A 24697-nucleotide genomic window follows, 5' to 3' on the forward strand; every position below is an offset into this window, starting at 1 on the left:
CATCTTCGGCGTGGTGTTCATTGGACTGGGCTTCCTGCCGCCGGACATCTCGAAAACTCTCGAGCCGGCACGACCCGTGCCCGTTGTCGCCGTCAGCACCGTGGTCGGCATGAGCGACCGGGAACACGACAGAAACCGATGGGGCGGTGATTATTCGTCGTTTGATGTCAGGACGGACCGCGTCGAGGATTGCGAGAACGCCTGCAAGGCAGCCGATCAATGCAGCGCCTGGACCTATGTCAGGCCGGGCCTGCAGCGACCGAGCGCCGTCTGCTGGCTGAAGAATGTCGTTCCCGCCGTTTCGGTCGACGCTTGTTGCGTGTCAGGGACGAAGTTGCGCTGACGGCATCCGGCTGACCTCAAGCCGTCCTTCCCGTCCCGGAGCGGAGGACGGATCGACAGCGATCGTCGCTGTCACGGCGACGCGCGGCCGCGGCGTTTGCCGCCGCGGGAGGGATGCGGCCGCCGCGGTTTCGGCCGCGGGGTGAGCTCCGGCTGCGCCTTTTCCACCTCCCGATACCGGACGAGCATGCGCTCGAAGCTCGCCTCCAGCGCCGTGGCGATCTCCGGTCGCCGGTCCAGGGCCGCCATCAGCATGCCCGCCGCCTCGATGGTCGAGAGCCCGTCCTTCCGCGGCTCACGACGGAGGTGGCCGTAGCGCGAGGGCCGGCGCGGCCCGAGGATGACGCGCTGGCATTTCAGCATCCATGGATTGCGCCACCACAGCGCCTTGGCCTGGCTCCAGGTGCCGTCGAGCAGGATCACGCCCTCGATGGACTTGAGGATGCCGCGCTGATTCTCGGCGACCTCGCCCTTGCGGGTCAACGCGACGACCTCGCTGTCGGGATCCAGATCGGCGGCCTTGGCCGATCCGAGATAGAGGATCGCCCAGCGTGATGGATCGTCGACGGGACGGCCGAGCGCCTTCGCCAGGCTCGGCCATGACAGCCCGACCTTCACCACCGCGTTCTTGAAATGCTGCGCGGCGAGCCGCGCCGTTCCGAGCGCCCTGTCCTGCTCCTGCGGATGCTGCAGGATCAACAGCCCCAGCCGGCTCTCGAGCGGCGTGACGCTGTCGCAGATGCACAGCGGCAGCGGCTTCTGGCAGCGCGGGCAGTCGGGCGGCGGCTCGGCGGCGAGCGGCGGGTGGTCATGAGGCTGGTCGGACATGGCGCGCCTATACGCGTCCGCAAGGGTGACGACAACGGCTCATTCCGCCGGCGCGACGAGCGGCTCCGGCGCCGAGCGGCGGCGCAGCCGGTCGATGAGGAGATAGATCACGGGTGTCGTGTAGAGCGTGAGGATCTGCGACACCAGAAGGCCGCCGATGATGGTGATGCCGAGCGGACGGCGCAGTTCGGTGCCGGGGCCGGTCGCGATCACCAGCGGCAGGCCGGCGAACAGGGCCGCCAGCGTGGTCATCAGGATCGGGCGGAAGCGCACCCGGCAAGCCTCGAAGATCGCGTCCGCCGAGGACATACCGCGCTGGCGCTCGGCCTCAAGCGCGAAGTCGACCAGCATGATGCCGTTCTTCTTGACGATGCCGATCAAGAGGATGATGCCGACGAAGGCGATCACGGTCAGCGGCGTGTTGGTGACCTGCAAGGCGAGCAGCGCGCCCAGGCCGGCTGAGGGCAAGGTCGAGATGATCGTCAGCGGATGCGCCAGGCTCTCATAGAGCACGCCCAGCACGATATACATCGCGACCAGGGCCGAGAGGATCAGGAGCGGCTGCCGGCCGCTGCCCTTGTTGAAGTCGCCGGCATTGCCGTCGAAGCCGCCGCGGATACCCTCGGGCATATGCAGCTCGTCGACCGCCCGCTGAATGTTGGCGGTGGCCGCCTGCAGCGGCACGTCGGGCAGCAGGTTGAACGACACGGTCGTCGAGGGAAACGACTGCGAGTGGTAGACGGCGAGCGGCGACAGCCCACGCTCGGCCTTCACCAGCGCCGAGAGCGGGATCTGCGCGTCCCCTGCCCCGGCCACATAGATGCGGTCGAGATTGGACGGATCTGTCTGGAACTTCGGATCGATCTCCAGCACCACCATGTACTGGTTGCGCTGGCTGTAGACGATCGAGATCTGGCGCTGCGCGAACGCATTGTTGAGGGCGTTGTCGATGTCCTGGACGCGCACGCCGAGGCTCGCGGCCTTCTGCCGGTCGATCCTGAGCGCGAGCTGCAAGCCTCCGGGATCGCGATCGCTGGAGATGTCGGTGATGCCGTCGACGGTCTCCAGCCGCTTGGCGACGATCGGCGCCCATTTCTGCAGGAGATCGAGGTCGGGGCTGGTCAGCGTGTACTGATAGTCGGAATCGCTCTGCCGGCCGCCGGCGCGCACGTCCTGTGCCGCGAACATGAAGAGACGGATGCCCGGCACCATGGCGAGGCTGCGCCGGAGCCGGTTGATCACGAGCTCGGTCGAGACGCCCTCGCGCTCCGCCGGCGGCTTGAGGTTGATGAACATGGTGCCGCGGTTCGACGTCGCCCCGCCCGGTCCGCCGCCGCCTCCGATCGTCGAGCCGAGACCGGCCACGGCGGGATCGGCCATCACGATGTCGGCGAGCCGCTGCTGCAGCGCCAGCATCGATTGGAACGAGATATCGGCGGACGCGCGCGTGGCGCCGATGATGAAGCCGGAATCGTCGGTCGGGAAATAGCCCTTGGGCACCTTGATGTAGAGCGTCACCGTGAGCGCGATCGTGGCGAAGAACACGAGCAGCGTCAGGAACGGATAGATCAGCACCCCGCGCAGGGTCCAAGCATAGAAGCGGACCATGCCCGACAGCGTGCCTTCGACGATGCGGTCGAACAACGTGGCGCGTTCGGACAGCGTCTCCTTGATGTAGTGCGCGCAGATCATCGGCGTGACCGTCAGCGATACCAGGGTCGACACCACGATCGCGAAGGTCAGCGTCAGCGAGAACTCGCGCAACAGCCGGCCGACCACGCCGTCCATGAAGATCAGCGGCACGAAGGCCGCCACCAGTGACAGGCTGATCGACAACACCGTGAAGCCGATCTGGCGGGCGCCATCGAGCGCCGCGCGCATCGGCGACAGCCCATGCTCGAGATTGCGGTACATGTTCTCGATCATCACGATGGCATCGTCGACGACGAAGCCGACCGAAATCGCCAGCGCCATCAGCGAGAGATTGTCGATCGAGAATCCGGCGAGCCACATCGCAGCGCATGTGCCGGCGAGCGCCAGCGGTACCGAGACGCCCGCGGCCACCGTGGGGACGAGGCGGCGCAGGAACAGGAACACGACCAGCATCACCAGCACCGCGGTCGCAAGCAGGGTCCACTGCATGTCCTCGACCGAGGCGCGGATCGTCCCGGTGCGATCGATCAGGGTCGAGATCTCGATGCCCGCGGGGATCCATTGCTTGAGCTCGGGGAGCAGCGCCTTCACGCGGTCGATGGTCTCGATGACGTTGGCATCGCCCTGCTTGGCGATCTGGATCAGCACCGCCGGCTGCTTGTTGAACCAGGCGATCGAGCGCACGTTGCGCACGGAATCCTCGACGTCGGCGACGTCCGAAAGCCGCACGAAGCTGCCATTGCTGCTCTTGATCAGGATGTCGCGGAACTCGGCCGCGGTCCGCATCTGCCTGTTGACCGCGATGGTCTCGCTCTGCCGCCCGCCCTCGAAGATGCCGACCGGCCCGATCGGGTTGGCGCTGATGATCGCGGTCCTGACGTCGTCGGTCGAGATGCCGGCATTGGCCAGCGCCACCGGATTGAGCGCGATCCGCACGGCCGGCTGGTCGGCGCCGCTGACCGTGACGTTGCCCACGCCCGGCACCTGGAACAGCCGCTGCGCCAGCACGGTGTCGGCGACATCATACATCGCGCTCGGCAACATCGTCTTCGAGGTCAGCGCCAGCACGAACACCGGCGCCGCCGCCGTATTTGCCTTCCGGAAGCGCGGCAAAGCCGGCAGATCGCTCGGCAGGTCCGACAAGGCCGCGTTGATCGCCGCCTGCACGTCGCGCGCCGCCTTGTCGATGTCGCGGCCGATCGAGAACTGGATCTGGATGTTGGTCTGCCCGAGCGAGCTGGTCGAGGTGATCTGGTCGACGCCCGCGATCTCACCGAGGCGCCGCTCCAGCGGCGCCGCGACCGTCGCCGCCATGACCGAGGGATCGGCACCGGGGCGCGAGGCGGTCACGAAGATCGACGGGAAATCGACGTTCGGCACCGGCGCCACCGGCAGGAAGATGTAGGCGACAATCCCGACCAGGAACAGTCCGATCGACAGCAGGGTGGTGCCGACCGGCCGGCGTATGAAGGGCTCGGAGAGCGAGGCCATCACTGGATGCCTTCGGTGGCGCCCGCAATCGGCGGCGACGGCAGGTCGGGCGCGGGCGGCAGCGCGCGCTCGAAGCGGCGGTTGATGCGGTCGAGCGCGAGATAGATCACCGGCGTCGTGTACAGGGTCAGAAGCTGGCTGAGCAGCAGGCCGCCGATGATCGAGATGCCGAGCGGGAAGCGCAGCTCCGAGCCGGTGCCGCTCTCGATCGCCAGCGGCAGCGCGCCGAACAGCGCGGCGAGCGTCGTCATCATGATCGGGCGGAAGCGCAGCAGGCACGCCTGCACGATCGCGTCGGTCGGCGTACGGCTCTCGTGCCGCTCGGCCTCCAGCGCGAAGTCGATCATCATGATCGCGTTCTTCTTGACGATGCCCATCAAGAGGATGATGCCGATCAGGCCGATCACCGAGAGATCCTGTCCGAACAGCATCAACGCGAGAATGGCGCCGACGCCGGCCGACGGCAGGGTCGACAGGATCGTGATCGGATGGATGTAGCTCTCATAGAGCACGCCGAGCACGATGTAGATGGTGATGACGGCGGCGAGCAGCAGCCAGGGTTGCCCGGCCAGCGACTTGGCGAACTCGGCGGCATCGCCCGAGTACACGCCGATGATGCTGCCGGGCATGCCGATGCGGGTCTCGGTGGCATGGAGCGCGTCGACCGCCTCGCTCAACGCCACGCCGGGCGCAAGGTTGAAGCTCAGCGCGACCGCGGGGAATTGCGCCTGATGCGAGATCGCCAGCGGCGTCGTGGTCCGCTTCAGGCTCGCCACCGCCGACAGCGGCACCTGGCCGCCGGCCCCGGGCAGATACAGCTTCGACAGGATCGAGGGATCGCGCTGGTACATCGGCAGCGCCTCCAGCACCACGCGGTACTGGTTGGCCTGGCCGTAGATCGTCGAGATCTGGCGCTGCGCGAAGGCATCGTTGAGCGTGTCGGTGACGGCCTGCAGGCTGACGCCGAGCTGGCCGGCGCGCTGCCGGTCGATCGAAAGCTCGGCGCGCAAGCCCCCCTCCTGCGCTTCCGAGGAGACGTCGCGGAACAGCGGATCGCGGCGCATCTCGGCGACCAGCTGCCGCGCCCATTTCGACACTTCGGCCGCATCGGCGCCGGTCAGCGTGTACTGGTATTGCGAACGGCTTGCCTGGGTCGAGATCTGCACGTCCTGAACCGGCTGGAAGTACACGGTCATGCCGGGCACGCCGGAAATCTTTGCCTTCAGCCGCGCGATCACCTCGGCGACCCCGTCCTTGCGCTCGCCGAGCGGCTTCAAGGTCAGGACGAGGCGGCCGACATTGGTGGTCGGGTTGACCGATCCGGCGCCGATGACCGAGACCACGCCGACGATGTCGGGATCGGCCTGGATCGCGGCCGCCACATCCGACTGGCGCTTGGTCATTTCCGCGAACGACACGTCGGGGCCGGCCTCGGTCACCGCCGTGATCGACCCGGTGTCCTGCAGCGGCAGGAAGCCCTTGGGCGCGATGACGTACAGCGCCAGCGTGGCCGCCAGGGTCGCGAAGGTCACGACCAGCGTCTCGGTCTGCCGGTCCAGCACCCACAGCAGGCTGCGGTGATAGACGGCGACCGTGCGGTCGATGAAGCGGCTGATCGCGTTCAGCCCCGGCAACACCCATTCCTCGCTGGCATGCTTCAGGAGCCGCGAGCACATCATCGGCGTCAGGGTCAGCGACACCACAGCGGATGTCACCACCGCAATCGTGAGCGTCAGCGCGAACTCGCGGAACATGCGGCCGACCAGCCCCGACATGAACAGCAGCGGGATGAACACCGCGATCAGCGACACCGTCAGCGAGATCACGGTGAAGCCGATCTCGCGAGCGCCGCGCAGCGAGGCGTTCATCGCGCTCTCGCCGTTCTCCATATGGCGCACGATGTTCTCGATCATCACGATGGCGTCGTCGACGACGAAGCCGGTGCCGATCGTCAGCGCCATCAGCGAGAGGTTGTCGAGGCTGAAGCCGGCGAAATACATCACGCCGAAGCTCGTGATCAGCGACAGCGGCAGCGCGACGCCGGCGATGATCGTGGCGCGCATCGAACGCAGGAACAAGAGCACCACCAGCGTGACCAGCACGACGCTGAGCACCAGGGTGAACTGGACGTCGTGAACGGAGGCGCGGATCGTGACGGTACGGTCGCTGACGATGTCGAGCTTCACGCCCGCCGGGATGATGCGCTGCAGCTTCGGAATCTCGGCGCGGATCTGCCGGACCACGTCGATGACGTTGGCACCGGGCTGGCGCTGGATGTCGAGGATGACCGCGGGGACGCCCTGGTACCAGCCGCCGGTGCGGTCGTTCTCCAGCCCGTCCACGATCGTCGCGACATCGCCGATCGTGACCGGCGAGCCGTTGCGATAGGCGATGATGATCGGCTTGTAGGCGTCGGCAGCCGCGATCTGGTCGTTGGCGGTGATGAGATAGGCCTGCTGCGCGCCATCCAGCGAGCCCTTCGGCCCGGAGACGTTGGCGCCCGCGATCGCGGCCCGCAGATCCTCCATCGAGATACCATAGGCGGCGAGCCGCGCCAGATCGGCCTGCACCCGCACCGCGGGCTTCAGGCCGCCCAGCACCGACACCCGGCCGACGCCGGAGACCTGGCTCAGCCGCTGCGCCAGGATCGTGTCGGCCATGTCGCTCATGGCGCGCAGCGAGATCGTCTCCGAGGTCAGCGCGAGCGTCATCACCGGCGCATCGGCCGGATTGACCTTGGCGTAGGTCGGCGGATAGGGCAGCGATTTCGGCAGCACGCCGGCGGCGGCATTGATGGCGGCCTGCACGTCCTGCGTCGCGCCGTCGATGTCGCGCCCGAGATCGAATTGCAGCGAGATCTGGCTGACGCCGTACGAACTCGTCGAGTTCATCACCGAGAGCGACGGAATCTGGCCGAGCTGCCGCTCCAGCGGCGCCGTGATCAGCGAGGCGATCACGTCGGGGCTGCCGCCGGGTAGCTGCGTCGTCACCTGCACGGTCGGAAAGTCGACCTGCGGCAGCGCCGAGACTGGAAGCGCGAGATAGCCCAGCAGGCCGCCGATCAGCAGCGCGACGCCGAGCAGCGAGGTCGCGATCGGGCGGCGGATGAAGGGTTCGGAGACGCTCATCGCGAGGGCCTCGTCAACCGCACCGGGTCATGGCTGCGGCCTCGCGCTGCGGCCCTGCTCGCCACCTCCCTGGGATGGCGTCCCGCCGGCATCCGTAGCACCCTCGGCTTGCGGCCGGCGCCGCCGCTCGCCATCCTTCGGCGCGCCCTCGGTAGGTGCACTGCCCTCCTTCGCCTGATCCTTTGCCTGGTCCTTGCCCTGCGGATTGCGGCCGCGCTTGCGCGGCGCGAGGTCGACCTGCGGGGCCTGGTCGGCGCGGCCGACCACGACCTTGGCGCCATCGGCGAGATTGGCGAAGCCGGTCGTGATCACGCGATCGGACGGGCTCAAGCCGCTCGCGATGACGGCCTCGCTCTCGTTCTGCTGCACCACCGTCACCGGATGCGCCGCGGCGATGTCGCCATCGCCGATGACATAGCTGAAGGTGCCGGCGGGCCCGCGCTGCACCGCCGAGGTCGGCACCGTCAGCGCCTGCGTCAGCGTCTCGACCTTGAGGCGCACATTGACGAACTGGCCGGGCCAGAGCTGAAACTTGGCGTTGGGGAATTCCGCTTTGAGCTTGAGCGTGCCGGTCGTCTGATCGACCTGGTTGTCGATGCCGCGCAGCGTGCCGGTATCGATGACCGTCACGCCGTCATTGCCGAACACGTCGACGGCAAGCGGTCCCTTGGCGGCGGCGGCGTTGACCCGCATGATCTGCTGTTGCGGCAGGCTGAACTGCACGGCGATCGGCTGCAGCTGCGTGATCACCACCAGGCCCGTCGTATCCGAGGCGCGGATGATGTTGCCCTTGTCGACCTGGCGCAGACCGGCTCGCCCCGAGAGCGGCGCCACGATCTTCGTGTAGCTCAAGGTCGCCGCGGCGTTGTCGATCGCGGCCTGGTCGGCCTTGATCAGCGCCTGCTGCTGCGCGACCACCGCGCGCTGGGTGTCGGCCTGCTGCTTGGAGCCGGCACTGCTGGCGGCGAGCTGCTCGTAACGCGCGAGATCGAGCTTCTGGTTGGCGAGTTGCGCCTCGTCCTGGGCCTTCTTGGCCACGGCCTGGTCGTACTGCGCCTGGTAGATCGCGGGGTCGATCTCGGCAAGCACGTCGCCCTGCTTGACGTCCTGGCCCTCGACGAAATTGACCGCGATCAGCTTGCCATCGACTTGCGAGCGTACCGTCACGGTATTGAGCGCGCGAACGGAGCCAACGCCGTCGAGATAGACGGGAACGTCCTTGATCGTCGGAGACGCCGCCAGCACCGGCACGGGAAGATCGGGCCGAGCGAAGCGGTTGTTGGCCTGCTGCTTCTGCTGCATGGCCATCCAGCCGATATAGCCGAGGCCGCCGAGGATGAGCAGCGTGATCGTGATCGACACCAGCCGCCGGGCCACGCTCGAACGCGCGCGCTTCACGACCCCTGCTCCCTTTTCATCCGGTTTAAAGAGCATCGGCCGACTTCTCCATGCGCGGCTCCCAGCCGCCGCCGAGCGCCTGGTACAGGCTCACATACGCCTGAAGGCGTGCCAGTTGCGCCTGCCATAGCGCATCCTCGGCCTGGAACAGGGTCAATTGCGTGTTCAAGACGGTCACGATGTCGGCGGTTCCTGCGCGCAGCTGCTGCTCCGACAGTTCGAAGGCCCGGCGGGAGGCCGCGACCACCTGCCGCTGCAGTTGCAGCCGCAAGGTGGTCTGCTTGATCGAGAACAGCGCGTTGTTGACGTCGGTGAAAGACTGGATGACCGTCTTGCGGTAGGTCTGCAGCAGCTCGTCCTGGCGCGCCTTGGCGTTCTCGAAATTGCCCAGGATCCTGCCGCCGTCGAAGATCGGCTGGGTCAGGCTGCCCGCCAGGCTGAAGAACGCCGCATGCGGCTGAAACAGCGAGACCAGCGCTGCGCTCTGATAGCCGCCATTACCGGTCAGCTGGATGCTCGGGAAGAACTGCGCCCGCGCGCTGCCGACATTGGCGGTGGCCGAGGCCAGCTGCGCCTCCTGGCGGCGGATGTCCGGACGCTGCGTCAACAGTTCCGACGGGAGGCCGGGCGTGACCCGCGGCGTCTTGATCTGGTCGAGCGAGCCGCCGCTGATGCGGATGCCTTCCGGCGACCGGGAGACCAGCAGGGCGAGCGCGTTGACGTTCTGATCGAGGGTCTGGCGCAGCGGCGGCACCGCGGCTTTCTGGTTGGCGAGCACGCTCTCCTGCTGGGCGACCTCGAGGTCGTTGCCCGTGCCGGCTTTCTGGCGCTCGCGAATCGCCTCGAGCACGCGCGTGGCGCTGGCGATGTTGCGCTCGGCGGTACGGATGCGATCCTGCGCGGCGAGCACCTGGAAATACGCGTTGGCGACCGTGGTCAGGGTGGTCAGCTGGGTCACGTCGCGGTCGAAGCGGTTGGCGATGGCCGTCTCCTCCGCGGCCTGAAGCGCATCGCGATTCTGGCCGAAGAAGTCGAGCTGATAGCTGGCCGAGAGCGAGGCCTGATAGTTGACGACCTCGCGGCCGCCATTGGTCAGCCCGCTCGAACTCGAGCCGGACGAACGCGAATAGGTCTCCTGCCCGGTGGTCGACAGGCTCGGCAGCAGCGCAGCACCGGCCTGCCGCGCCAGCGCGTCGGCCTGCCGGAAGCGGGCCACGGCCGCGGCGATGTCGAGGTTGACGTTCTGCGCCTCTTCCATCAACTGGGTCAGCTCGCGCGAGCCGAAGCCGCGCCACCAGTCCAGCAACGGCGGGGCAGCCATGTCCGCGCCGGACGCGGATTTGTAGCGCTTCGGCAGGTCGAGGGCTGGATCGGGGATATCCTGCGTCAGCAGGCAGCCCGCGGAGTTCGCCGCCAATCCGAGCGCGGCGATCCAGCGGACAAAATGCCGCAGCCGAGCCCGAGCGCGGTTGGCCCGCTTTCCGGCGACGGTCCGCGTGTGGACGGACGCGCGGCAAGGCTCGTCGACGGAAATCGGCACGATGGGCACTGGCGTGATGCTTCCCTGTAGTCTTGGGACTCATTCTAGCTGTAGCCCCTGACGGCGGACAGCCCTGCAGCCGCCCTGTCCCCGGGGCACGCGATCCCCAGAATTGATCGAGAAATCGACGAATCTCCCGTAAATCAGCGGGTTTTCGGATGGCCGAGGCTTCGATCCGGCGGTCTGAGCCTTACCAAGATTTCATCTGTTACCGGTCATTTTGGGCTGGGTGTGACGCAGGGAGCGCGCTCTTGAAACCCTTTTTTGGGGGCTCCGTAACTTGCACGTGAACTTGAGGGGGCCTTCATGCGAGTTGCGGTGGTTGGAACGGGTATCGCGGGGAATGCCGCGGCCTGGTCCTTGGCGAAGCGTTATCCGATCACCGTGTATGAGCGAGATCTCCGACCCGGCGGCCACAGCCACACTGTGACGATCGACTATGCCGGCACCCCCGTCTCGGTCGACATCGGCTTCATCGTTTACAATGAGCTGAACTATCCGGAATTGACGGCGCTGTTCGACCACCTCGGCGTCGAAACGGTCGACAGCAGCATGAGCTTCGCCGTGACGGCGGATGCCGGCCGCTTCGAATGGAAGGGCGGCGGCAACACCTGGCTCGATACCGCCAAGGGGCTGTTCGCACAGCCGAGCAACCTGCTGTCGACGTCGTATCTCTGGATGCTGAGGGACATTCTCACCTTCAACGAGCAGAGCACCGCGGACTTCAAGGCCGGCCGCCTGGAGGGCCTCACGCTCGGCGACTATTTCCGCCGCAACCATTTCGCGCCGCGCCTGCTGACCGACTACCTGGCCCCGATGGGCGCCGCGATCTGGTCGGCGCCGGCGTCCGAGATGCTGGAATTTCCGGCCGAGAATTTCGTGGCGTTCTTCAGCAATCACCGGTTGTTGCAATACGACCGCCCGGTCTGGCGGACCGTCAAGGGCGGCAGCCACCGATATGTCGAGAAGCTGACGGCGAGCTTCCGCAACCACGTCCGGCTCGGCAGCGCCGTCACCCAGATCCAACGCTCGCCGCATGGTGTCGTCATCCAGGACCGCAGCGGCCGCCGCGACACCTACGATCACGTCGTCATCGCCGCGCACAGCGACCAGGCGCTTGCCATGCTCTCCGACGCGGACGAGCACGAGCGCAGTATCCTCGGCGCGATCAAATACTCGCCCAACACGATCTACCTGCACCGCGATGCCAGGTTGATGCCGAAGCGGCGCCGCGCCTGGGCGTCCTGGAATTTCCTGCGCTGGCAGCGCGAGGGCGTCCCGATGAACGACGTGGCCGTGACCTACTGGATGAACAATCTGCAGGGCATCGACCACGACAAGCCGTTGTTCGTCAGCCTCAACCCCCCTTTCGCCCCGGATCCGGAACTGACGTTCGGCAAATATGTCTGTGAGCACCCGCAATACACCGCTGCCGCCTTTGCGGCGCAGAAGCGCTTGGCAACGATTCAGGGGCAGCGCCACACCTGGTTCTGCGGGGCCTGGACCGGCTATGGTTTCCACGAGGACGGGCTGCGCTCGGGCCTCGCTGTGGCGGAGGCACTCGGCGCGTCCGTCCCATGGCGCGGGCTTGCCGCCGAGCTCGCCGAGGCTGCGGAATAGATTCGAGATGGACACGGACCAACCGGGACCTCACGAGGCGGCTGCCGCGCTGTATGTCGGCGAGGTCATGCATGCCCGGATGCGGCCGACCACGCATCGCTTCCAGTATCGTGTCATGAGCCTGCTGATCGATCTCGGTCGGCTCGAGGAGGCGGACCGGCAGAGCGCGCTGTTCGGGGTCAACCGCCGCGCCCTCTACAGCTTTCACGAGCGCGATCATGGCAGGCGCGACGGCTCATCGCTGCTGGACTACGCAAAGGCCTGCGCGTCGGAGCACGGCGTCGATTTGAGCGGGGGACGCGTTCTCCTGCTGTGCTATCCGCGGCTGCTCGGCTACGTCTTCAATCCGCTCTCGGTGTATTTCTGCTATCGCGGCGACGGCAACTTGGCGCTGATGATTTACGAGGTCCGCAACACCTTCTGCGAGATCAATCCCTATGTGATCCCGGTGCGACCGGGCGAGCTCACCGAGGCCGGGCTGCGCCAGACGCAGGACAAGACATTCTACGTCTCGCCCTTCATCGACATGGCGATGCGCTACCATTTCCGTGTCGCGCCGCCCGACGACAGCGTGAAGTTGCGGATTTTGGAGACCGGCGCCGAAGGGCCGCTGCTCGCCGCGACCTTCGTCGGCCGCCGCCGCGGCCTGACCTCGCGCACCCTGCTCGCGGCCTTCGGCTCTCTGCCGCTCGTCACCCTCAAGATCTTCGGCGCCATCCACTGGGAGGCGCTGCGGCTCTGGATCAAGGGCGTTCGGCTAGTGCCGCGCGGCGACGCGTCCGCCTCCGGGACCGATACCGGCTTGGCGAGAAACGACAGCCACGCTTATATATCGCAACGCTGACCGTAAACGGTCGGCACGCTCTGCTCCAGCCACACGCCCCGAAGGCGCCTCGACGGCAGCCGCACGGGAGGAGGGCGCAGAGCCGTTTGCGTAAATGGACCTGCCATGCCGGACGTCATCCCCGTCACTCCTGACACCATCGACAAGGTGCTCGCCGACCTGCCCCGCCTGCCCCGGCTCGCCTTGGGGTTCGGCTCACGGCTGCGAAAGGGCACGCTCGACGTGACGCTGCCCGACGGCCGCATCGTCCGGCTCGGCGGCGTCGAGCCGGGACCGGCGGCGGCGATGATCCTGGCCAATTACGGCTTCGCCGCGGGCATCATCAACGGCGGCGATATCGGCATCGCGGAAGCCTATCTGAACGGCGACTGGGATACCCCCGACCTGACGCAGTTTCTCTATCTGTTCTGCGTCAACCAGCATCTGTTGCAGTCGATGCTGGAGGACAAGCCGCTGATCCGGTTTGCCCAGCTGGTGCGGCACTGGTTCAACCGCAACACCAAGCGCCAGGCGAAGCGCAACATCTACGCCCATTACGACATCGGCAACGCGTTCTATTCGGCCTGGCTCGACCCCAGCATGACCTATTCCTCGGCCCTGTTCGAGGAGCACACGACGGATCTCACGGCCGCGCAGACCAACAAGTACAAGCGGCTGGCCGAGGCGATCGATCTGAAGCCGGGACAGAAGCTCCTGGAGATCGGCTGCGGCTGGGGCGGCTTCGCGGAGTATGCCGCCAAGACGTTCAACGCCAAGGTGGTCGGGCTGACCATCAGCGAACAGCAGCGCGATTTCGCGCAGCGCCGCATCCACGAGGCCGGGCTCGCCGAGAAGGTCGAGATCCGGCTCCAGGACTACCGCGACGAGCGCGATCGCTATGACCGTATCGCCTCGATCGAGATGATCGAGGCCGTCGGCGAGCAGTTCTGGCCGAAATATTTTTCGCAGCTGCGAGACCGGCTGTTGCCCGGCGGGCTCGCCGGTGTCCAGGCGATTACCATCCAGGACAGCCTGTTTCACCACTATCGGCGCGAGGTCGACTTCATCCAGCGCTATGTCTTCCCCGGCGGCATGCTGCCGACGCCGCAGATCCTGAAGTCGCTGGGCGAACGGTTTGGCATCCCCGTCATTCGCGAGCGCATCTTTGGGGAAGATTATGCCAAGACGCTGGCGATCTGGCGCAACAATTTTCGCGCGGCCTGGCCGGATCTGACGCCGGCGGGATTCGATGAGCGCTTCCGCCGGCTGTGGGAGTACTATCTCTCCTACTGCGAAGCAGGTTTCCTCTCGGGGAACATCGACGTTCGGCAGGTGGTGTTTGCCAAATCGGGGGCATGATGCCAGCGGCTTACGCAGCACTGGAGACTGGGCTAGGGTCTTCCTAGATTTGGTCTCAGGAATCTGCCCAAGGTATTTGCAATATGACCATTAGAAACGACGTCGTCGCGGCGATCGGCAACACGCCCCTGATCAAGCTCGTGCGCGCCTCGGAGGCGACGGGATGCACCATTCTCGGCAAGGCCGAGTTCATGAACCCCGGCCAGTCGGTCAAGGACCGCGCCGGCAAATGGATGATCCTGGAGGCCGAGAAGCGCGGTGACCTCAAGCCCGGCGGGCTTGTCGTCGAGTCGACCGCCGGCAACACCGGCATCGGCCTTGCCGTTGTCGCTGCCGCACGCGGCTATCGCACCTTGATCGTGATCCCGGAAACGCAGAGCCAGGAAAAGAAGGAGATGCTGCGGCTCTGCGGCGCAGACCTCGTCGAGGTCCCGGCCCTGCCCTTCAACAATCCCAACAACTATGCCCATGTCGGCCGCCGGCTCGCCGACGAGCTGCGCAAGACCGAGCCCAATGGCGTCCTGTTTGCCGACCAGTGGAACAATCTCGACAACGCCAAGGCGCATTACGAATCGACCGGCCCCGAAATCTGGGAGCAGACCGGCGGCAAGGTCGACGGCTTCATCTGCGCAGTGGGCACCGGCGGCACGCTGGCCGGCACCAGCCGCTTTCTGAAGGAGAAGAACGCCGGCATCACCACCGCCTGCGCCGACCCGCACGGCTTTGCGATGTACAGCTGGTTCAAGAACGGCGAGGTCAAATCGACGCCGGGCGATTCCATCACCGAAGGCATCGGCATCGGCCGCGTGACCCCGGTGATCGAGACCGCCAAGGTGGACACGGCGTTCCTGGTGTCGGACGAGGACGCCGTCAACACCATCTACGACCTGCTGCAGCACGAGGGCCTGTGCCTGGGCGGGTCGAGCGGCATCAACATCGCCGGCGCGGTGCAGTTGGCGAAACACCTCGGTCCCGGCCACACCATCGTGACCATCCTCTGCGACTCCGGCAACCGCTATCAGTCGAAGCTGTACAATCCGGAGTTCATGCGCGCGAAGAACCTGCCGGTGCCGGAATGGCTGGAGCGGCGCAGCGGCATCAAGCCGCCATTTGTGTGAGTAGCAGCGAGTAGCGAGGGACTGCCCCTCACGTCGAGGTTTTCCAAACCTATTCGCTACTCCCCATTCGCCATTCGCCCGCTCAATGCCGCAGGATCTGGCTGAGGAACAGCTTGCTGCGCGCATGTTGCGGGTTGGCGAAGAATTCCTGCGGCGTGTTCGATTCGATGATCTGGCCGGCGTCCATGAAGACGACGCGGTTGGCGACCTCGCGGGCAAAGCCCATCTCGTGGGTCACCACCAGCATGGTCATGCCCTCCTTGGCGAGATCGACCATGGTGTCGAGCACCTCCTTGACCATCTCGGGATCGAGCGCCGAGGTCGGCTCGTCGAACAGCATGACCTTCGGGTTCATCGTCAGCGCGCGGGCGATCGCCACGCGCTGCTGCTGACCGCCCGACATCTGCCCCGGATATTTGTGGGCCTGATGCGGGATCTTGACCCGCTCCAGGAACTTCATCGCGGTCGCCTCGGCTTCCTTCTGGGGAATGTTGCGCACCCAGATCGGCGCCAGCGTGCAGTTCTCCAGCACGGTGAGATGCGGGAACAGGTTGAAGCTCTGGAACACCATGCCGACCTCGCGGCGCACCTCGTCGACGCGCTTGAGGTTCGGACCGAGATCGATGCCGTCGACGTTGATCTCGCCCTCCTGGAACTCCTCCAGCGCGTTGATGCAGCGGATCAGGGTCGACTTGCCGGAGCCCGAGGGTCCGCAGATGACGATGCGCTCGCCCTTTCCGACGGACAGGTTGACGTCACGCAGCACGTGGAATTCGCCGTACCATTTGTTGAGCGCGGAGATGCTGACGATGGAAGCCGGATTTGCAGCCATGGATCGGTACTCGATGATCTCTGTTCAATTGCGCCGGTGCGCGTTGAGACGGCGCTCGACCAGCAGGGAGTAGCGTGACATGCCGAAGCAGAAGGCGAAGTAGATCAGCCCGGTGAAGGCGAAGCCGGTGAAGGCCGTGGTCGGCGTCGCCCAGACCGGATCGGCGAACGAGGCCTTGAGGCTGCCGAGCAGGTCGAACAGCGCCACGATCGACACCAGCGAGGTGTCCTTGAACAGCGAGATGAAGCTGTTGACGATGCCGGGAATGACGTGGCGCAGCGCCTGCGGCAGCACGATGAAGCTCGTGGTCTTCCACCAGGACAGGCCGAGCGCACTCGCCGCCTCGGCCTGGCCGCGCGGAATGGCCTGCAGGCCGCCGCGGATCACCTCGGCCATGTAGGCGCCGGAGAACAGCGCGACGCCGATCAGAGCCCGTACCAGGCCGTCGATCCGCATATTCCCCGGCAGGAACAGCGGCAGCATGTAGGTGGCGAAGAACAGCACGGTGATCAGCGGCACGCCGCGCACCAGCTCGATGAAGGCGATCGAGAAGATCCGGATCAGGGGAATCGTGGAGCGGCGGCCGAGCGCCAGCGCAATGCCGATCGGCATCGACGCCACGATGCCGATGACCGACACGACCAGCGTCACCAGCAGACCACCCCACAGCCTGGTATCGACGATCGGAAGGCCGCCGCGGTCGAGACCCATCACGGCGATCACGATGGCGATGCCGACGAAGGTCGCGGCGGTGGCGACGACGCTGCGCATCGCCCGGACGCCGCCGCCCATCACGAACACCAGCGCCGAGACGACGAGGCCGGTCAGCACGAGATCGGTCCATACCGGCTGCCGAGACGCCTGCAGCAGATCGCGAAGCCCGACCAGCGGCCAGACGATCCATGAGGCGAGCAGTCCGAGCAGCACGACCAGCTTGCCGAGCGCCCACAGCAGCACGCCGACAACGGGAACAGTGTCGCCGGCGCGAACCAGCGCGTTGCCGGCGGTGTCGATGCTTTCGGCGACCAGCGACAGCACGCTCGCGGTCCAGCTCACGCCGAAGCCCGACAGGCCGCCGCCGTAGAGCAGGAAGAAGGCCACGACGGGCAGCGCGAACAGGAACAGCCCGGCGTTCAGCGCCTTGCCCGGCACCCGCTGGATCAGCAGCGGCACCAGCAAGGCGACCGACAGGCCATAGGTCAGGTTGACACGCCAGCGATCGGCGTCGGGATAGAAGCCATACATGAACTGGCCGAACTTCGCGGCGATATAGGGCCAGCAGGCACCGACCGGGTGACCGGCGTTCTGCGCCAGGCACGCCTCGCGGTCCTTGCCGACCCACACCGCGTCGACCAGCAGGAACTGCAGCGCGGGAACCACGGTGAACCAGATCAGCAGTGCGCTCACCAGGGTGAGCAGGATATTGGTCGGCGAATTCAACAGGCGGGTGCGGACGAAGCCGACGAAGCCCGTCGTCTTGACCGGCGCCGGGCGTTCCCCGGCCATGTCCTGACGAATGAAGGTTGAGGCCGTGATATCGGTCATGCGCCAACTCTCTTCATGCACCAAGCCTCTTGCCAAGCCGCCAGCTGTAGAAGCTCATGATCGCACTCGTGATCAGCGACAGCGCCAGATAGACACCCATGGTGATGCCGATGATCTCGATGGCCTGTCCGGTCTGGCTCATCGTGGTGCCGGCGAACACCGACACCAGGTCGGGATAGCCGATGGCGACCGCCAGCGACGAGTTCTTGGTCAGGTTCAGATACTGGTTGGTGAGCGGCGGCAGGATCACGCGCAGCGCCTGCGGAACGACGATGAGGCGCAGCACGGTGCCGCGGCCGAGGCCGAGCGAGAGCCCCGCCTCCATCTGCCCCTTGTGGACCGAGAGGATGCCGGCGCGGACGACCTCGGCGATGAACGACGCCGTGTACATGGTGAGCGCGAGCGTCAGCGCGACGAGCTCGGGGATGATGCGCGAGCCGCCGGCGAAGTTGAAGCCCTTCAGCACCGGCACTTCGAAGGCCACGGGCACGCCAGACACCAGCATCGCGACCAGCGGCAGGCCGACCAGCATGCCCAGCACATAGGGCCAGATCCGCATCGCGTGGCCGCGCAGGAACAATTCGCGCCGGGCGTAGAAGCGCAGACCGAGCGAGGCGACGATCGCGACGCCGAGCGCGATCAGGAACGGCGTCAGGCCGGGTTCCTCGATCGGACGCGGAACGATGAAGCCGCGATTATTGAGGAAGAAGGTCGAGAACAGCGAAATGCTCTGGCGCGGTCCGGGCAAGGCCGCCAGCACCGCGAGATACCAGAACAGGATCTGGAACAGCAGAGGCAGGTTGCGGATCAGTTCGACATAGGCCCCCGACACCCGGGACAGCAGCGCATTCGGCGACAACCGGCCCAGCGCCACCAGGAAACCGAGGATGGTCGCCATCACGATGCCGATGACGGACACCAGCAGCGTGTTGAGGATGCCGACCACCAGGACGCGGCTGTAGCTGTCTGAGCCGGTGTAGCTGATCAGGGCCTGGTTCACGTCGAACCCGGCCGTGTTGTTGAGGAACCCGAAGCCCGACGTGATGCGCTGGGCGGCCAGGTTGCTGCGGGCGTTGGCGACGATCTCGTAGCCAACCCACACCAGGACTGCGACGAACAGGATCTGCAGGATGATGCCGTTCCATCCTGCCTTGCCTCCGAGCATGCGCTTCAGACGAAGCCCATATTGCGCAGGCGGTAGCCTCGCTTCGATACTCATTCGCCGCAGCCCCGATCTCGTGCAGCTGTTAGCGGATCGGCGGCGCGTATTGCAGGCCGCCCTTGTTCCAGAGCTGGTTCAGACCGCGCGCGATCTGCAGCTTGGAATTGGCGCCGACGTTGCGGTCATACATCTCGCCGTAATTGCCGACCGCCTTCACGATGCGCGAGAACCAGTCCTTGGTCAGGCCGAGCTGCTCGCCGAGATTGCCGTCGGTACCGAAGGCGCGCTTGAAGTCGGGCTTGTCGGACTTGGCCATCTCGTCGACGTTCGCCTGGGTGACGCCCATCTCCTCGGCCGTGACGAGCCCGAACAACGTCCACTTCACGATGTCGAACCACTGGTCGTCGCCATGACGCACCATCGGGCCCAGCGGCTCCTTCGAGATGACCTCGGGCAGAACGACGTGGTCGGCCGGATTGGCGAGCTTCAGGCGCTCGGCATAGAGGCCCGAGACGTCGGTGGTGAACACGTCGCAGCGGCCGGATTCATAGGCCTTCACGGTCTCGTCGGCGCCGGCGAACGCGATCACCTCGTACTTCATCTTGTTGGCCTTGAAGTAGTCGGCGAGGTTCTGTTCGGTCGTGGTGCCGGTCTGCACGCAGACCGAGGCGCTGTTGAGCTCGAGCGCGGAATTGACCTTGAGCGACTTCTTCACCATGAAGCCCTGGCCGTCGTAATAGGTGATGCCGGCAAAGTTGGCGCCCAGCGAGGTGTCGCGCGACAGGGTCCAGGTGGTGTTGCGGGACAGCACGTCCACCTCGCCCGACTGCAGTGCAGTGAAGCGGTCCTTGGCGGACAGCGGTACGAACTTGACCTTGGTCGGATCGTTGAAGATCGCGGCGGCGATGGCGCGGCAGACGTCGACGTCGAGCCCGGTCCAGTTGCCCTTGTCGTCCGGGTTCGAGAAACCGGGCAGACCCTGGCTGACGCCGCAGGCGAGCATGCCGCGATCCTTGACGGTCTTGAGCGTTTCGGCCTGGGCGCCGACGCTCGCCAGCACCGGGGCGAGAGCAAGAGTGAGAGCCAGAGTGACGCGTTTCATAAATACAGCCTTTCGCGGTCGTCCTTGGGGAGCGATGAAATCTCAACGCGTGGATAGGGCCGACCTGAATCCGCATCTGCAAACGCCATACCAACAATATGGCGCACGGCATGCACAGCGACGCCGTGCATGCATGATGAAGCGGACATCGCGGCAAGCCCCTCAACGTGCAGCGATCGAATTGCGTCGGCATCACAGAACGACTGGCGGTCCGGGTCAAGGGGTTGACGGCCCTGTTCTGCATTCTGTTATTAACGACCGCAGTCCGGCCCGATTTGCGCTATCCCGGCGGCACTAAAAGAGAAAAGACACACGAATGGCATCCTCGAACGATCCCGCTTCGGCGGTGCGACAAAACGTCGAAACACGGCTGGTCACGGCGGGACGGGATACGAAGGCGCAGCACGGATTCGTGAATCCGCCGGTCGTCCATGGCTCGACGGTGCTCTATCCCACCGCTGACGACCTGCATGCGCACCGTGGTGAATTCCAGTACGGCCGTCACGGGACGCCGACCACGAAGGCGCTGCAGCAAGTCCTGATGGCGCTGGAGGGGCCGCAATGCGCCGGCGTGGGCATCGCACCATCCGGCCTGGCGGCCATCTCCACGACCCTGCTGTCGGTACTCAAGGCCGGCGACCACGTGCTGGTGTGCGACAGCATCTATCGTCCGACCCGAAATTTCTGCAACGGCATGCTGGCGCGCTACGGCGTCGAGACGACCTATTTCGACCCAATGATCGGCACAGGAATTGAGCAACTGCTCAAACCGAATACACGCGCGGTGGTTGTCGAAGCGCCCGGCTCGCAGTCCTTCGAAATGCCGGACATCCCGGCCATTGCAGCGGTCGCGCATGCGCATGGCGCGCTGGTGATCGACGACAACACCTGGGCAACGCCGCTGTACCACCGCTCGCTCGACCAGGGCGTCGACATCAGCATGCAGGCGGCCACAAAATACATCGGCGGACACTCCGACATCATGTTCGGCACGATTTCGGCCAATGCGAAGGCCTGGCCGCTGATCTCCGAAGGCATCCGCCTGCTCGGCGTCTGCGCCGGCCCGGACGATGTGTTCCTCGCCTTGCGCGGCGTTCGGACACTCGGTGTGCGGCTGGCGCAGCATCATCGCTCGGGTCTCGAGATGGCGCGCTGGCTCGCCGCGCGTCCCGAGGTGATCGAGGTGCTGCATCCGGGGCTGGAAAGCCATCCCGGCCACGCGATCTGGAAGCGCGATTTCACCGGCGCCTCCGGCCTGTTCAGCATCGTGCTGCGACCGAAGCCGCAGGCCGCCGTCGACGCCATGCTCGACACGCTGACCTTGTTCGGCATGGGCTATTCATGGGGCGGTTTCGAGAGCCTCGCGATCCCGTTCGACTGCTCGAGCTACCGCACCGCGACGACATGGGCTCCTGGCGGCCCGACGCTGCGCCTGCACATCGGCCTTGAGAACGTCGAGGATCTCAAGGCCGATCTCGATCGCGGCTTCGCAGCCTTCAACGCCGCCTGATCACATCCTTCGGCGGCAACCGGAACGCCCTGCGATCGGGCACGCAGGGCCGACAAATTAGCGTTGATCCCCAGCCGATTGGGCGTAGCCTTCGCAGCAGGGCTCACGAACATGAACGGGAATCATGGTTCTGCTCGATCTGATGGGCGGCGTCGCGTTGCTGCTGTGGGGCCTTCACATGGTCCACAGCGGCATCCTGCGTGCGTTTGGACCGGATCTCCGGCTGTTGCTGTCGCGCGCGCTGCGCAACCGTTTCAGCGCCCTGCTCGCCGGCGTCGGCCTCACCGCCCTGCTCCAGAGCAGCACGGCGACCGCGCTCATCACCACGTCGTTCGCGGCGGAAGGCCTCGTCGGCCTGATCCCGGCGCTCGCGATCATGCTCGGCGCCAATATCGGCACGACGCTGATCGTGCAGGTGCTGTCGTTCAATGTCGCGGCTGTCGCGCCGGTGCTGTTCGTGCTCGGGCTCGTGGCGTTCCGCAGCGGACCGCGATCGCGCATCAAGGATCTCGGCCGCGTCTCCATCGGCCTTGGCCTGATGCTGCTGTCGCTTCATATCCTGATCGATACCCTGGCGCCGGCGGAACAGGCGCCGGCCATGCGTGTCTTCATGCAGGCCATCACGGCGGACGTGACGCTGTGCGTCGTCTTTGGCGCCGTCGTCACCTGGATCGTGCATTCCAGCGTCGCCAGCGTGCTGCTGGTGATGTCGCTCGCCTATGCGCATTTCATCACCGCCGACGCGGCCTTGGCGCTGGTGCTGGGCGCCAATCTCGGCAGCGCCGTCAATCCGGTGTTCGAAGGCGCCAAGCGCGACAATCCGGCGAGCTATCGCCTGCCGGTCGGCAATCTTCTCAACCGCGTCATCGGCGTCGCATTGATCGCGCCGTTCCTGCAGCCGCTGGCAGCGCAATTGCAGCTCTGGCAGCCCGATCTGTCGAAGCTGACCGCTCAGTTCCACATGGCCTTCAATCTGGGCACGGCCGTGATGTTCATCGGCCTGCTCGGCGGAGTTGAGAAGCTCCTGGTCCGGCTGTTCCCGGACCGCCGGGCCGAGGTCGATCCGGCCAAGCCGCGCTACCTGGACGAGACCGCGCTGGAAACCCCGTCTCTGGCGCTGGCTGATGCCGCGCGCGAGACGCTGCGCATGGGCGACGTGGTCGAGACCATGCTGCGCAACGTGATGACGGCGATGATGACCAACGATCGCAGCCTCGTCGATCAGGTCTCGCGCAACGACAATGTCGTCGACCGGCTCGACGAGGCGATCAAGCTCTACATCACCAAGCTGACGCGCGGCAGCCTGGACGAGCGCGAGGGCAAGCGCGCGATGGAGATCATCTCCCTGGCGATCAATCTCGAGCATATCGGCGACATCATCGACAAGAATCTGAGCGAGCTCGCCACCAAGAAGATCAAGCGGCGCTTCCAGTTCTCGATCGAAGGCGCCGACGAGCTGCAGGCGTTCCATCGCCAGATCATGGAAGCGCTGCGCATCGCCTTCGGCATCTTCATGTCGGGCGACGCGCAGCAGGCGCATCGGCTGCTCGACCAGAAGGCCGAGCTGCGCAACGCCGAGCTCGCCGCCACGGAACGGCATCTCGAGCGCCTGCGTGAAGGGCGTTCCGAAACGCTGGAAACGACATCGCTGCACCTCGACGTGCTGCGCGATCTCCGCCGCATCCACTCGCACATCTGCTCGGTCGCCTATCCCGTGCTGGATGCGGCGGGAGAGGTGACGAGGCGCCGAAGCGAGGGAGCGCAGAACGGGGGCGCCGTCGCTGCTCTGCCCACCGCATCGCGTGCCCAGCCGCTCCCGCGCTGAGCGTCACGCATACTGTCGGCCGACCTCCCACGCCGTACCACGCCCAGCGTGTCATTCCGGGGCAATCGCGCAGTGCAGCCGCCAAGCGGCTGCGCTTCGCGATTGAACCCGGAATCTCGATATTGTTGAAAATGAACGCAAGCCAATCTCGGGATTCCGGGTTCAAGGCCTGCGGCCTTGCCCCGGAATGACGGTCGGCTTGAAACGCTTGAAGTCCGCTCGGCTGCGGCGCCAACCCGTGCCGGAAAGTGAGGCGCCCGCTCAGTTGCTCAGCGTCTGCGATTCCTTCTGCCGGTTCTTGAAGATCAGCATGACGTTGCGGACGTAGATGACGTTCGACAGCAGCTGGCCGAAGATGATGACGGGCTCGCGCTTCACGAGGCCGTAGATCAGCGTCATCAGTCCGCCGCCGATCGAGAAGAACCAGAAGGCGAGCGGCACGACGCTCTTGCCGGCGCGCTCGCTCGCGATCCATTGCACCAGGAATCTCGCCGCAAAGGCGAGCTGGGCGGCGAGGCCGAACACGAGCCAGAAATCGAACTTGGCGATGAAGATGTCGTAGAGATAGTTGCTGAACGCCTGCCCGAATTGAATCAGCATCATCTCACCTCGGTCGCGACCGGCGTCGGCTTCTTGCGGCGGATCAGCCACCACACGCCGGCGAGATCCATGATCCCGATCCACAGCCGGTCGAAGAAGCCGTAGTTCGACACGCCCGAATGCCGCGGGCGATCGATCACGTCGATATAGGCGATGTCATAGCCTTCGCGGCGCACCAGCGCCGGCAGGAAGCGGTGCAGACCATCGAAATACGGCATCATCAGGAACACGTCGCGGCGCACCGCCTTGAGCCCACAGCCGGTGTCGCGGGTGCCGTCGTGCAGCACAGCGTTGCGGATCTTGTTGGCGAGCCGCGATTGCAGCTTCTTGAATCCGGTGTCCTTGCGGCCGACGCGCTGGCCCGCGACGAGGCCGACGCCGGCGCCGCCCTTTTCGAGGGCGGCGATCAGGTCGGGCAGGAACGCCGGATTGTTCTGGCCATCGCCGTCCAGCGTGGCCACCATCCCGCCACGGGCCGCGCGGATGCCGCTGCGAACCGCAGCCGATTGGCCGGTGGATGTCTCGTGCCGCAAGACGCGCAGGTTCGGCCGCCGCGCCATCTCCTCGGCGAGTCGCTGCGCGGTGTCGTCGGTCGAGCCGTCGTTGACGTAGATGATCTCGTACGGCCAGAGACCGTCGAGCGCAGCTGCGATCTCGGTGATCAGCGGCGTGATGTTGCCGGCCTCATTGCGCACGGGAACGACGATGGAGACGGCAACGGGGGTTTCGCTCGACAAGATGGGACTCGTGATGGCGTGATCGGACCGGTTCCTGCCCGGCACTGCGGCGGCGGGGGCTTATTATGGGGCTTGGGCCCCGCT

18 protein-coding genes are annotated in these 24697 nt (G+C 65.9%); 7 read left to right on the forward strand and 11 right to left on the reverse strand.

The window, feature by feature from the left end; genetic code table 11:
* Positions 1 to 343: PAN domain-containing protein (locus tag BRAS3809_RS34475; RefSeq protein WP_201767136.1), on the forward strand; the 343-nt coding region annotated here is incomplete at its 5' end.
* 71 nt (positions 344 to 414) lie between these two features.
* Here BRAS3809_RS34475 and BRAS3809_RS33415 read toward each other — a convergent pair.
* From BRAS3809_RS33415 to BRAS3809_RS33435, 5 genes are read right to left on the reverse strand one after another with little or no spacing between them, the layout of a single operon-like run.
* Positions 415 to 1170 (reverse strand): tRNA-uridine aminocarboxypropyltransferase, encoded by a 756-nt coding sequence (locus BRAS3809_RS33415; RefSeq protein ID WP_008966434.1) that lies wholly within the window; start codon positions 1168 to 1170, stop codon positions 415 to 417.
* 39 nt (positions 1171 to 1209) lie between these two features.
* Positions 1210 to 4314: an efflux RND transporter permease subunit gene (locus BRAS3809_RS33420; protein ID WP_008966435.1), complete on the reverse strand. Its 3105-nt coding sequence runs from the start codon at positions 4312 to 4314 to the stop codon at positions 1210 to 1212.
* Positions 4314 to 7442, reverse strand: a complete 3129-nt coding sequence (locus BRAS3809_RS33425) for an efflux RND transporter permease subunit (protein WP_008966436.1) — start codon at positions 7440 to 7442, stop codon at positions 4314 to 4316. The genes BRAS3809_RS33420 and BRAS3809_RS33425 overlap by 1 nt, the downstream gene beginning before the upstream one ends.
* Positions 7443 to 7469: 27 nt before the next feature.
* Positions 7470 to 8876, reverse strand: coding sequence for an efflux RND transporter periplasmic adaptor subunit (locus tag BRAS3809_RS33430; protein ID WP_035660315.1), 1407 nt, complete (start codon positions 8874 to 8876; stop codon positions 7470 to 7472).
* Positions 8866 to 10389, reverse strand: coding sequence for an efflux transporter outer membrane subunit (locus BRAS3809_RS33435; RefSeq protein ID WP_008966438.1), 1524 nt, complete (start codon positions 10387 to 10389; stop codon positions 8866 to 8868). Before BRAS3809_RS33435 ends, BRAS3809_RS33430 begins: the two co-directional genes overlap by 11 nt.
* A 297-nt stretch (positions 10390 to 10686) precedes the next feature.
* Between BRAS3809_RS33435 and BRAS3809_RS33440 the strand changes: the two genes are divergently transcribed.
* The 4 genes from BRAS3809_RS33440 to BRAS3809_RS33455 all read left to right on the forward strand — a co-directional run bounded on the left by BRAS3809_RS33440 (position 10687) and on the right by BRAS3809_RS33455 (position 15300).
* Positions 10687 to 12000 carry an NAD(P)/FAD-dependent oxidoreductase gene (locus BRAS3809_RS33440; RefSeq protein ID WP_008966439.1) on the forward strand — a complete coding sequence of 438 codons (1314 nt, stop codon included), beginning with the start codon at positions 10687 to 10689 and terminating at the stop codon, positions 11998 to 12000.
* Positions 12001 to 12007: 7 nt separating this feature from the next.
* On the forward strand, positions 12008 to 12844 hold the full coding sequence (locus BRAS3809_RS33445) for a DUF1365 domain-containing protein (RefSeq protein ID WP_008966440.1): 837 nt from the start codon (positions 12008 to 12010) through the stop codon (positions 12842 to 12844).
* A 105-nt stretch (positions 12845 to 12949) separates the two neighbouring features.
* The gene (locus tag BRAS3809_RS33450) at positions 12950 to 14182 is read left to right on the forward strand and encodes an SAM-dependent methyltransferase (protein WP_008966441.1); all 1233 of its coding nucleotides are present in this window, start codon (positions 12950 to 12952) and stop codon (positions 14180 to 14182) included.
* A gap of 83 nt (positions 14183 to 14265) precedes the next feature.
* Complete coding sequence (locus tag BRAS3809_RS33455; RefSeq protein ID WP_008966442.1) at positions 14266 to 15300, forward strand: cysteine synthase A; 1035 nt, start codon at positions 14266 to 14268, stop codon at positions 15298 to 15300.
* Positions 15301 to 15382: 82 nt separating this feature from the next.
* Here the strand turns inward: BRAS3809_RS33455 and BRAS3809_RS33460 are convergent, their stop codons facing one another.
* Genes BRAS3809_RS33460 through BRAS3809_RS33475 form a run of 4 tightly spaced genes read right to left on the reverse strand, consistent with a single transcriptional unit; the run spans position 15383 to position 19941 of the window.
* Positions 15383 to 16132, reverse strand: coding sequence for an amino acid ABC transporter ATP-binding protein (locus tag BRAS3809_RS33460; protein ID WP_008966443.1), 750 nt, complete (start codon positions 16130 to 16132; stop codon positions 15383 to 15385).
* Between the two features lie 24 nt (positions 16133 to 16156).
* Complete coding sequence (locus BRAS3809_RS33465; protein ID WP_008966444.1) at positions 16157 to 17677, reverse strand: amino acid ABC transporter permease; 1521 nt, start codon at positions 17675 to 17677, stop codon at positions 16157 to 16159.
* A gap of 13 nt (positions 17678 to 17690) precedes the next feature.
* On the reverse strand, positions 17691 to 18896 hold the full coding sequence (locus BRAS3809_RS33470; RefSeq protein ID WP_035660320.1) for an amino acid ABC transporter permease: 1206 nt from the start codon (positions 18894 to 18896) through the stop codon (positions 17691 to 17693).
* Positions 18897 to 18924: 28 nt separating this feature from the next.
* A complete protein-coding gene (locus BRAS3809_RS33475) occupies positions 18925 to 19941 on the reverse strand; it encodes an amino acid ABC transporter substrate-binding protein (RefSeq protein ID WP_008966446.1) in 1017 nt (338 codons plus the stop codon).
* Positions 19942 to 20257: 316 nt separating this feature from the next.
* On the opposite strand from BRAS3809_RS33475, the gene metC reads away from it, so the two are divergent.
* Both metC and BRAS3809_RS33485 read left to right on the forward strand, forming a co-directional pair.
* Positions 20258 to 21451, forward strand: coding sequence for a cystathionine beta-lyase (gene metC / locus BRAS3809_RS33480; RefSeq protein ID WP_008966448.1), 1194 nt, complete (start codon positions 20258 to 20260; stop codon positions 21449 to 21451).
* 124 nt (positions 21452 to 21575) lie between these two features.
* The gene (locus BRAS3809_RS33485; protein ID WP_008966449.1) at positions 21576 to 23276 is read left to right on the forward strand and encodes a Na/Pi cotransporter family protein; all 1701 of its coding nucleotides are present in this window, start codon (positions 21576 to 21578) and stop codon (positions 23274 to 23276) included.
* 261 nt (positions 23277 to 23537) lie between these two features.
* Here BRAS3809_RS33485 and BRAS3809_RS33490 read toward each other — a convergent pair whose 3' ends face one another.
* Both BRAS3809_RS33490 and BRAS3809_RS33495 read right to left on the reverse strand, forming a co-directional pair.
* Positions 23538 to 23876 carry a lipid-A-disaccharide synthase N-terminal domain-containing protein gene (locus BRAS3809_RS33490; RefSeq protein WP_035645206.1) on the reverse strand — a complete coding sequence of 113 codons (339 nt, stop codon included), beginning with the start codon at positions 23874 to 23876 and terminating at the stop codon, positions 23538 to 23540.
* On the reverse strand, positions 23876 to 24613 hold the full coding sequence (locus tag BRAS3809_RS33495) for a glycosyltransferase family 2 protein (protein WP_008966450.1): 738 nt from the start codon (positions 24611 to 24613) through the stop codon (positions 23876 to 23878). The genes BRAS3809_RS33490 and BRAS3809_RS33495 overlap by 1 nt, the downstream gene beginning before the upstream one ends.
* Positions 24614 to 24697 lie beyond the last annotated feature (84 nt).

It is taken from the genome of Bradyrhizobium sp. STM 3809, from assembly GCF_000239795.1.
In the GTDB taxonomy this organism is placed as follows: Bacteria; Pseudomonadota; Alphaproteobacteria; order Rhizobiales; family Xanthobacteraceae; genus Bradyrhizobium.

Bases quoted from the DNA above. Each gene is read 5' to 3' on its own strand.
- BRAS3809_RS33475 (WP_008966446.1), bottom strand. From the start codon at position 19,941: ATGAAACGCGTCACTCTGGCTCTCACTCTTGCTCTCGCCCCGGTGCTG.
- BRAS3809_RS33450 (WP_008966441.1), top strand. From the start codon at position 12,950: ATGCCGGACGTCATCCCCGTCACTCCTGACACCATCGACAAGGTGCTC.
- BRAS3809_RS33440 (WP_008966439.1), top strand. From the start codon at position 10,687: ATGCGAGTTGCGGTGGTTGGAACGGGTATCGCGGGGAATGCCGCGGCC.
- BRAS3809_RS33455 (WP_008966442.1), top strand. From the start codon at position 14,266: ATGACCATTAGAAACGACGTCGTCGCGGCGATCGGCAACACGCCCCTG.
- BRAS3809_RS33425 (WP_008966436.1), bottom strand. From the start codon at position 7,442: ATGAGCGTCTCCGAACCCTTCATCCGCCGCCCGATCGCGACCTCGCTG.
- BRAS3809_RS33420 (WP_008966435.1), bottom strand. From the start codon at position 4,314: ATGGCCTCGCTCTCCGAGCCCTTCATACGCCGGCCGGTCGGCACCACC.
- BRAS3809_RS33465 (WP_008966444.1), bottom strand. From the start codon at position 17,677: ATGACCGATATCACGGCCTCAACCTTCATTCGTCAGGACATGGCCGGG.
- BRAS3809_RS33415 (WP_008966434.1), bottom strand. From the start codon at position 1,170: ATGTCCGACCAGCCTCATGACCACCCGCCGCTCGCCGCCGAGCCGCCG.
- BRAS3809_RS33470 (WP_035660320.1), bottom strand. From the start codon at position 18,896: ATGAGTATCGAAGCGAGGCTACCGCCTGCGCAATATGGGCTTCGTCTG.
- BRAS3809_RS33445 (WP_008966440.1), top strand. From the start codon at position 12,008: ATGGACACGGACCAACCGGGACCTCACGAGGCGGCTGCCGCGCTGTAT.
- BRAS3809_RS33490 (WP_035645206.1), bottom strand. From the start codon at position 23,876: ATGCTGATTCAATTCGGGCAGGCGTTCAGCAACTATCTCTACGACATC.
- BRAS3809_RS33430 (WP_035660315.1), bottom strand. From the start codon at position 8,876: ATGCTCTTTAAACCGGATGAAAAGGGAGCAGGGGTCGTGAAGCGCGCG.
- BRAS3809_RS33485 (WP_008966449.1), top strand. From the start codon at position 21,576: ATGGTTCTGCTCGATCTGATGGGCGGCGTCGCGTTGCTGCTGTGGGGC.
- BRAS3809_RS33460 (WP_008966443.1), bottom strand. From the start codon at position 16,132: ATGGCTGCAAATCCGGCTTCCATCGTCAGCATCTCCGCGCTCAACAAA.
- metC (WP_008966448.1), top strand. From the start codon at position 20,258: ATGGCATCCTCGAACGATCCCGCTTCGGCGGTGCGACAAAACGTCGAA.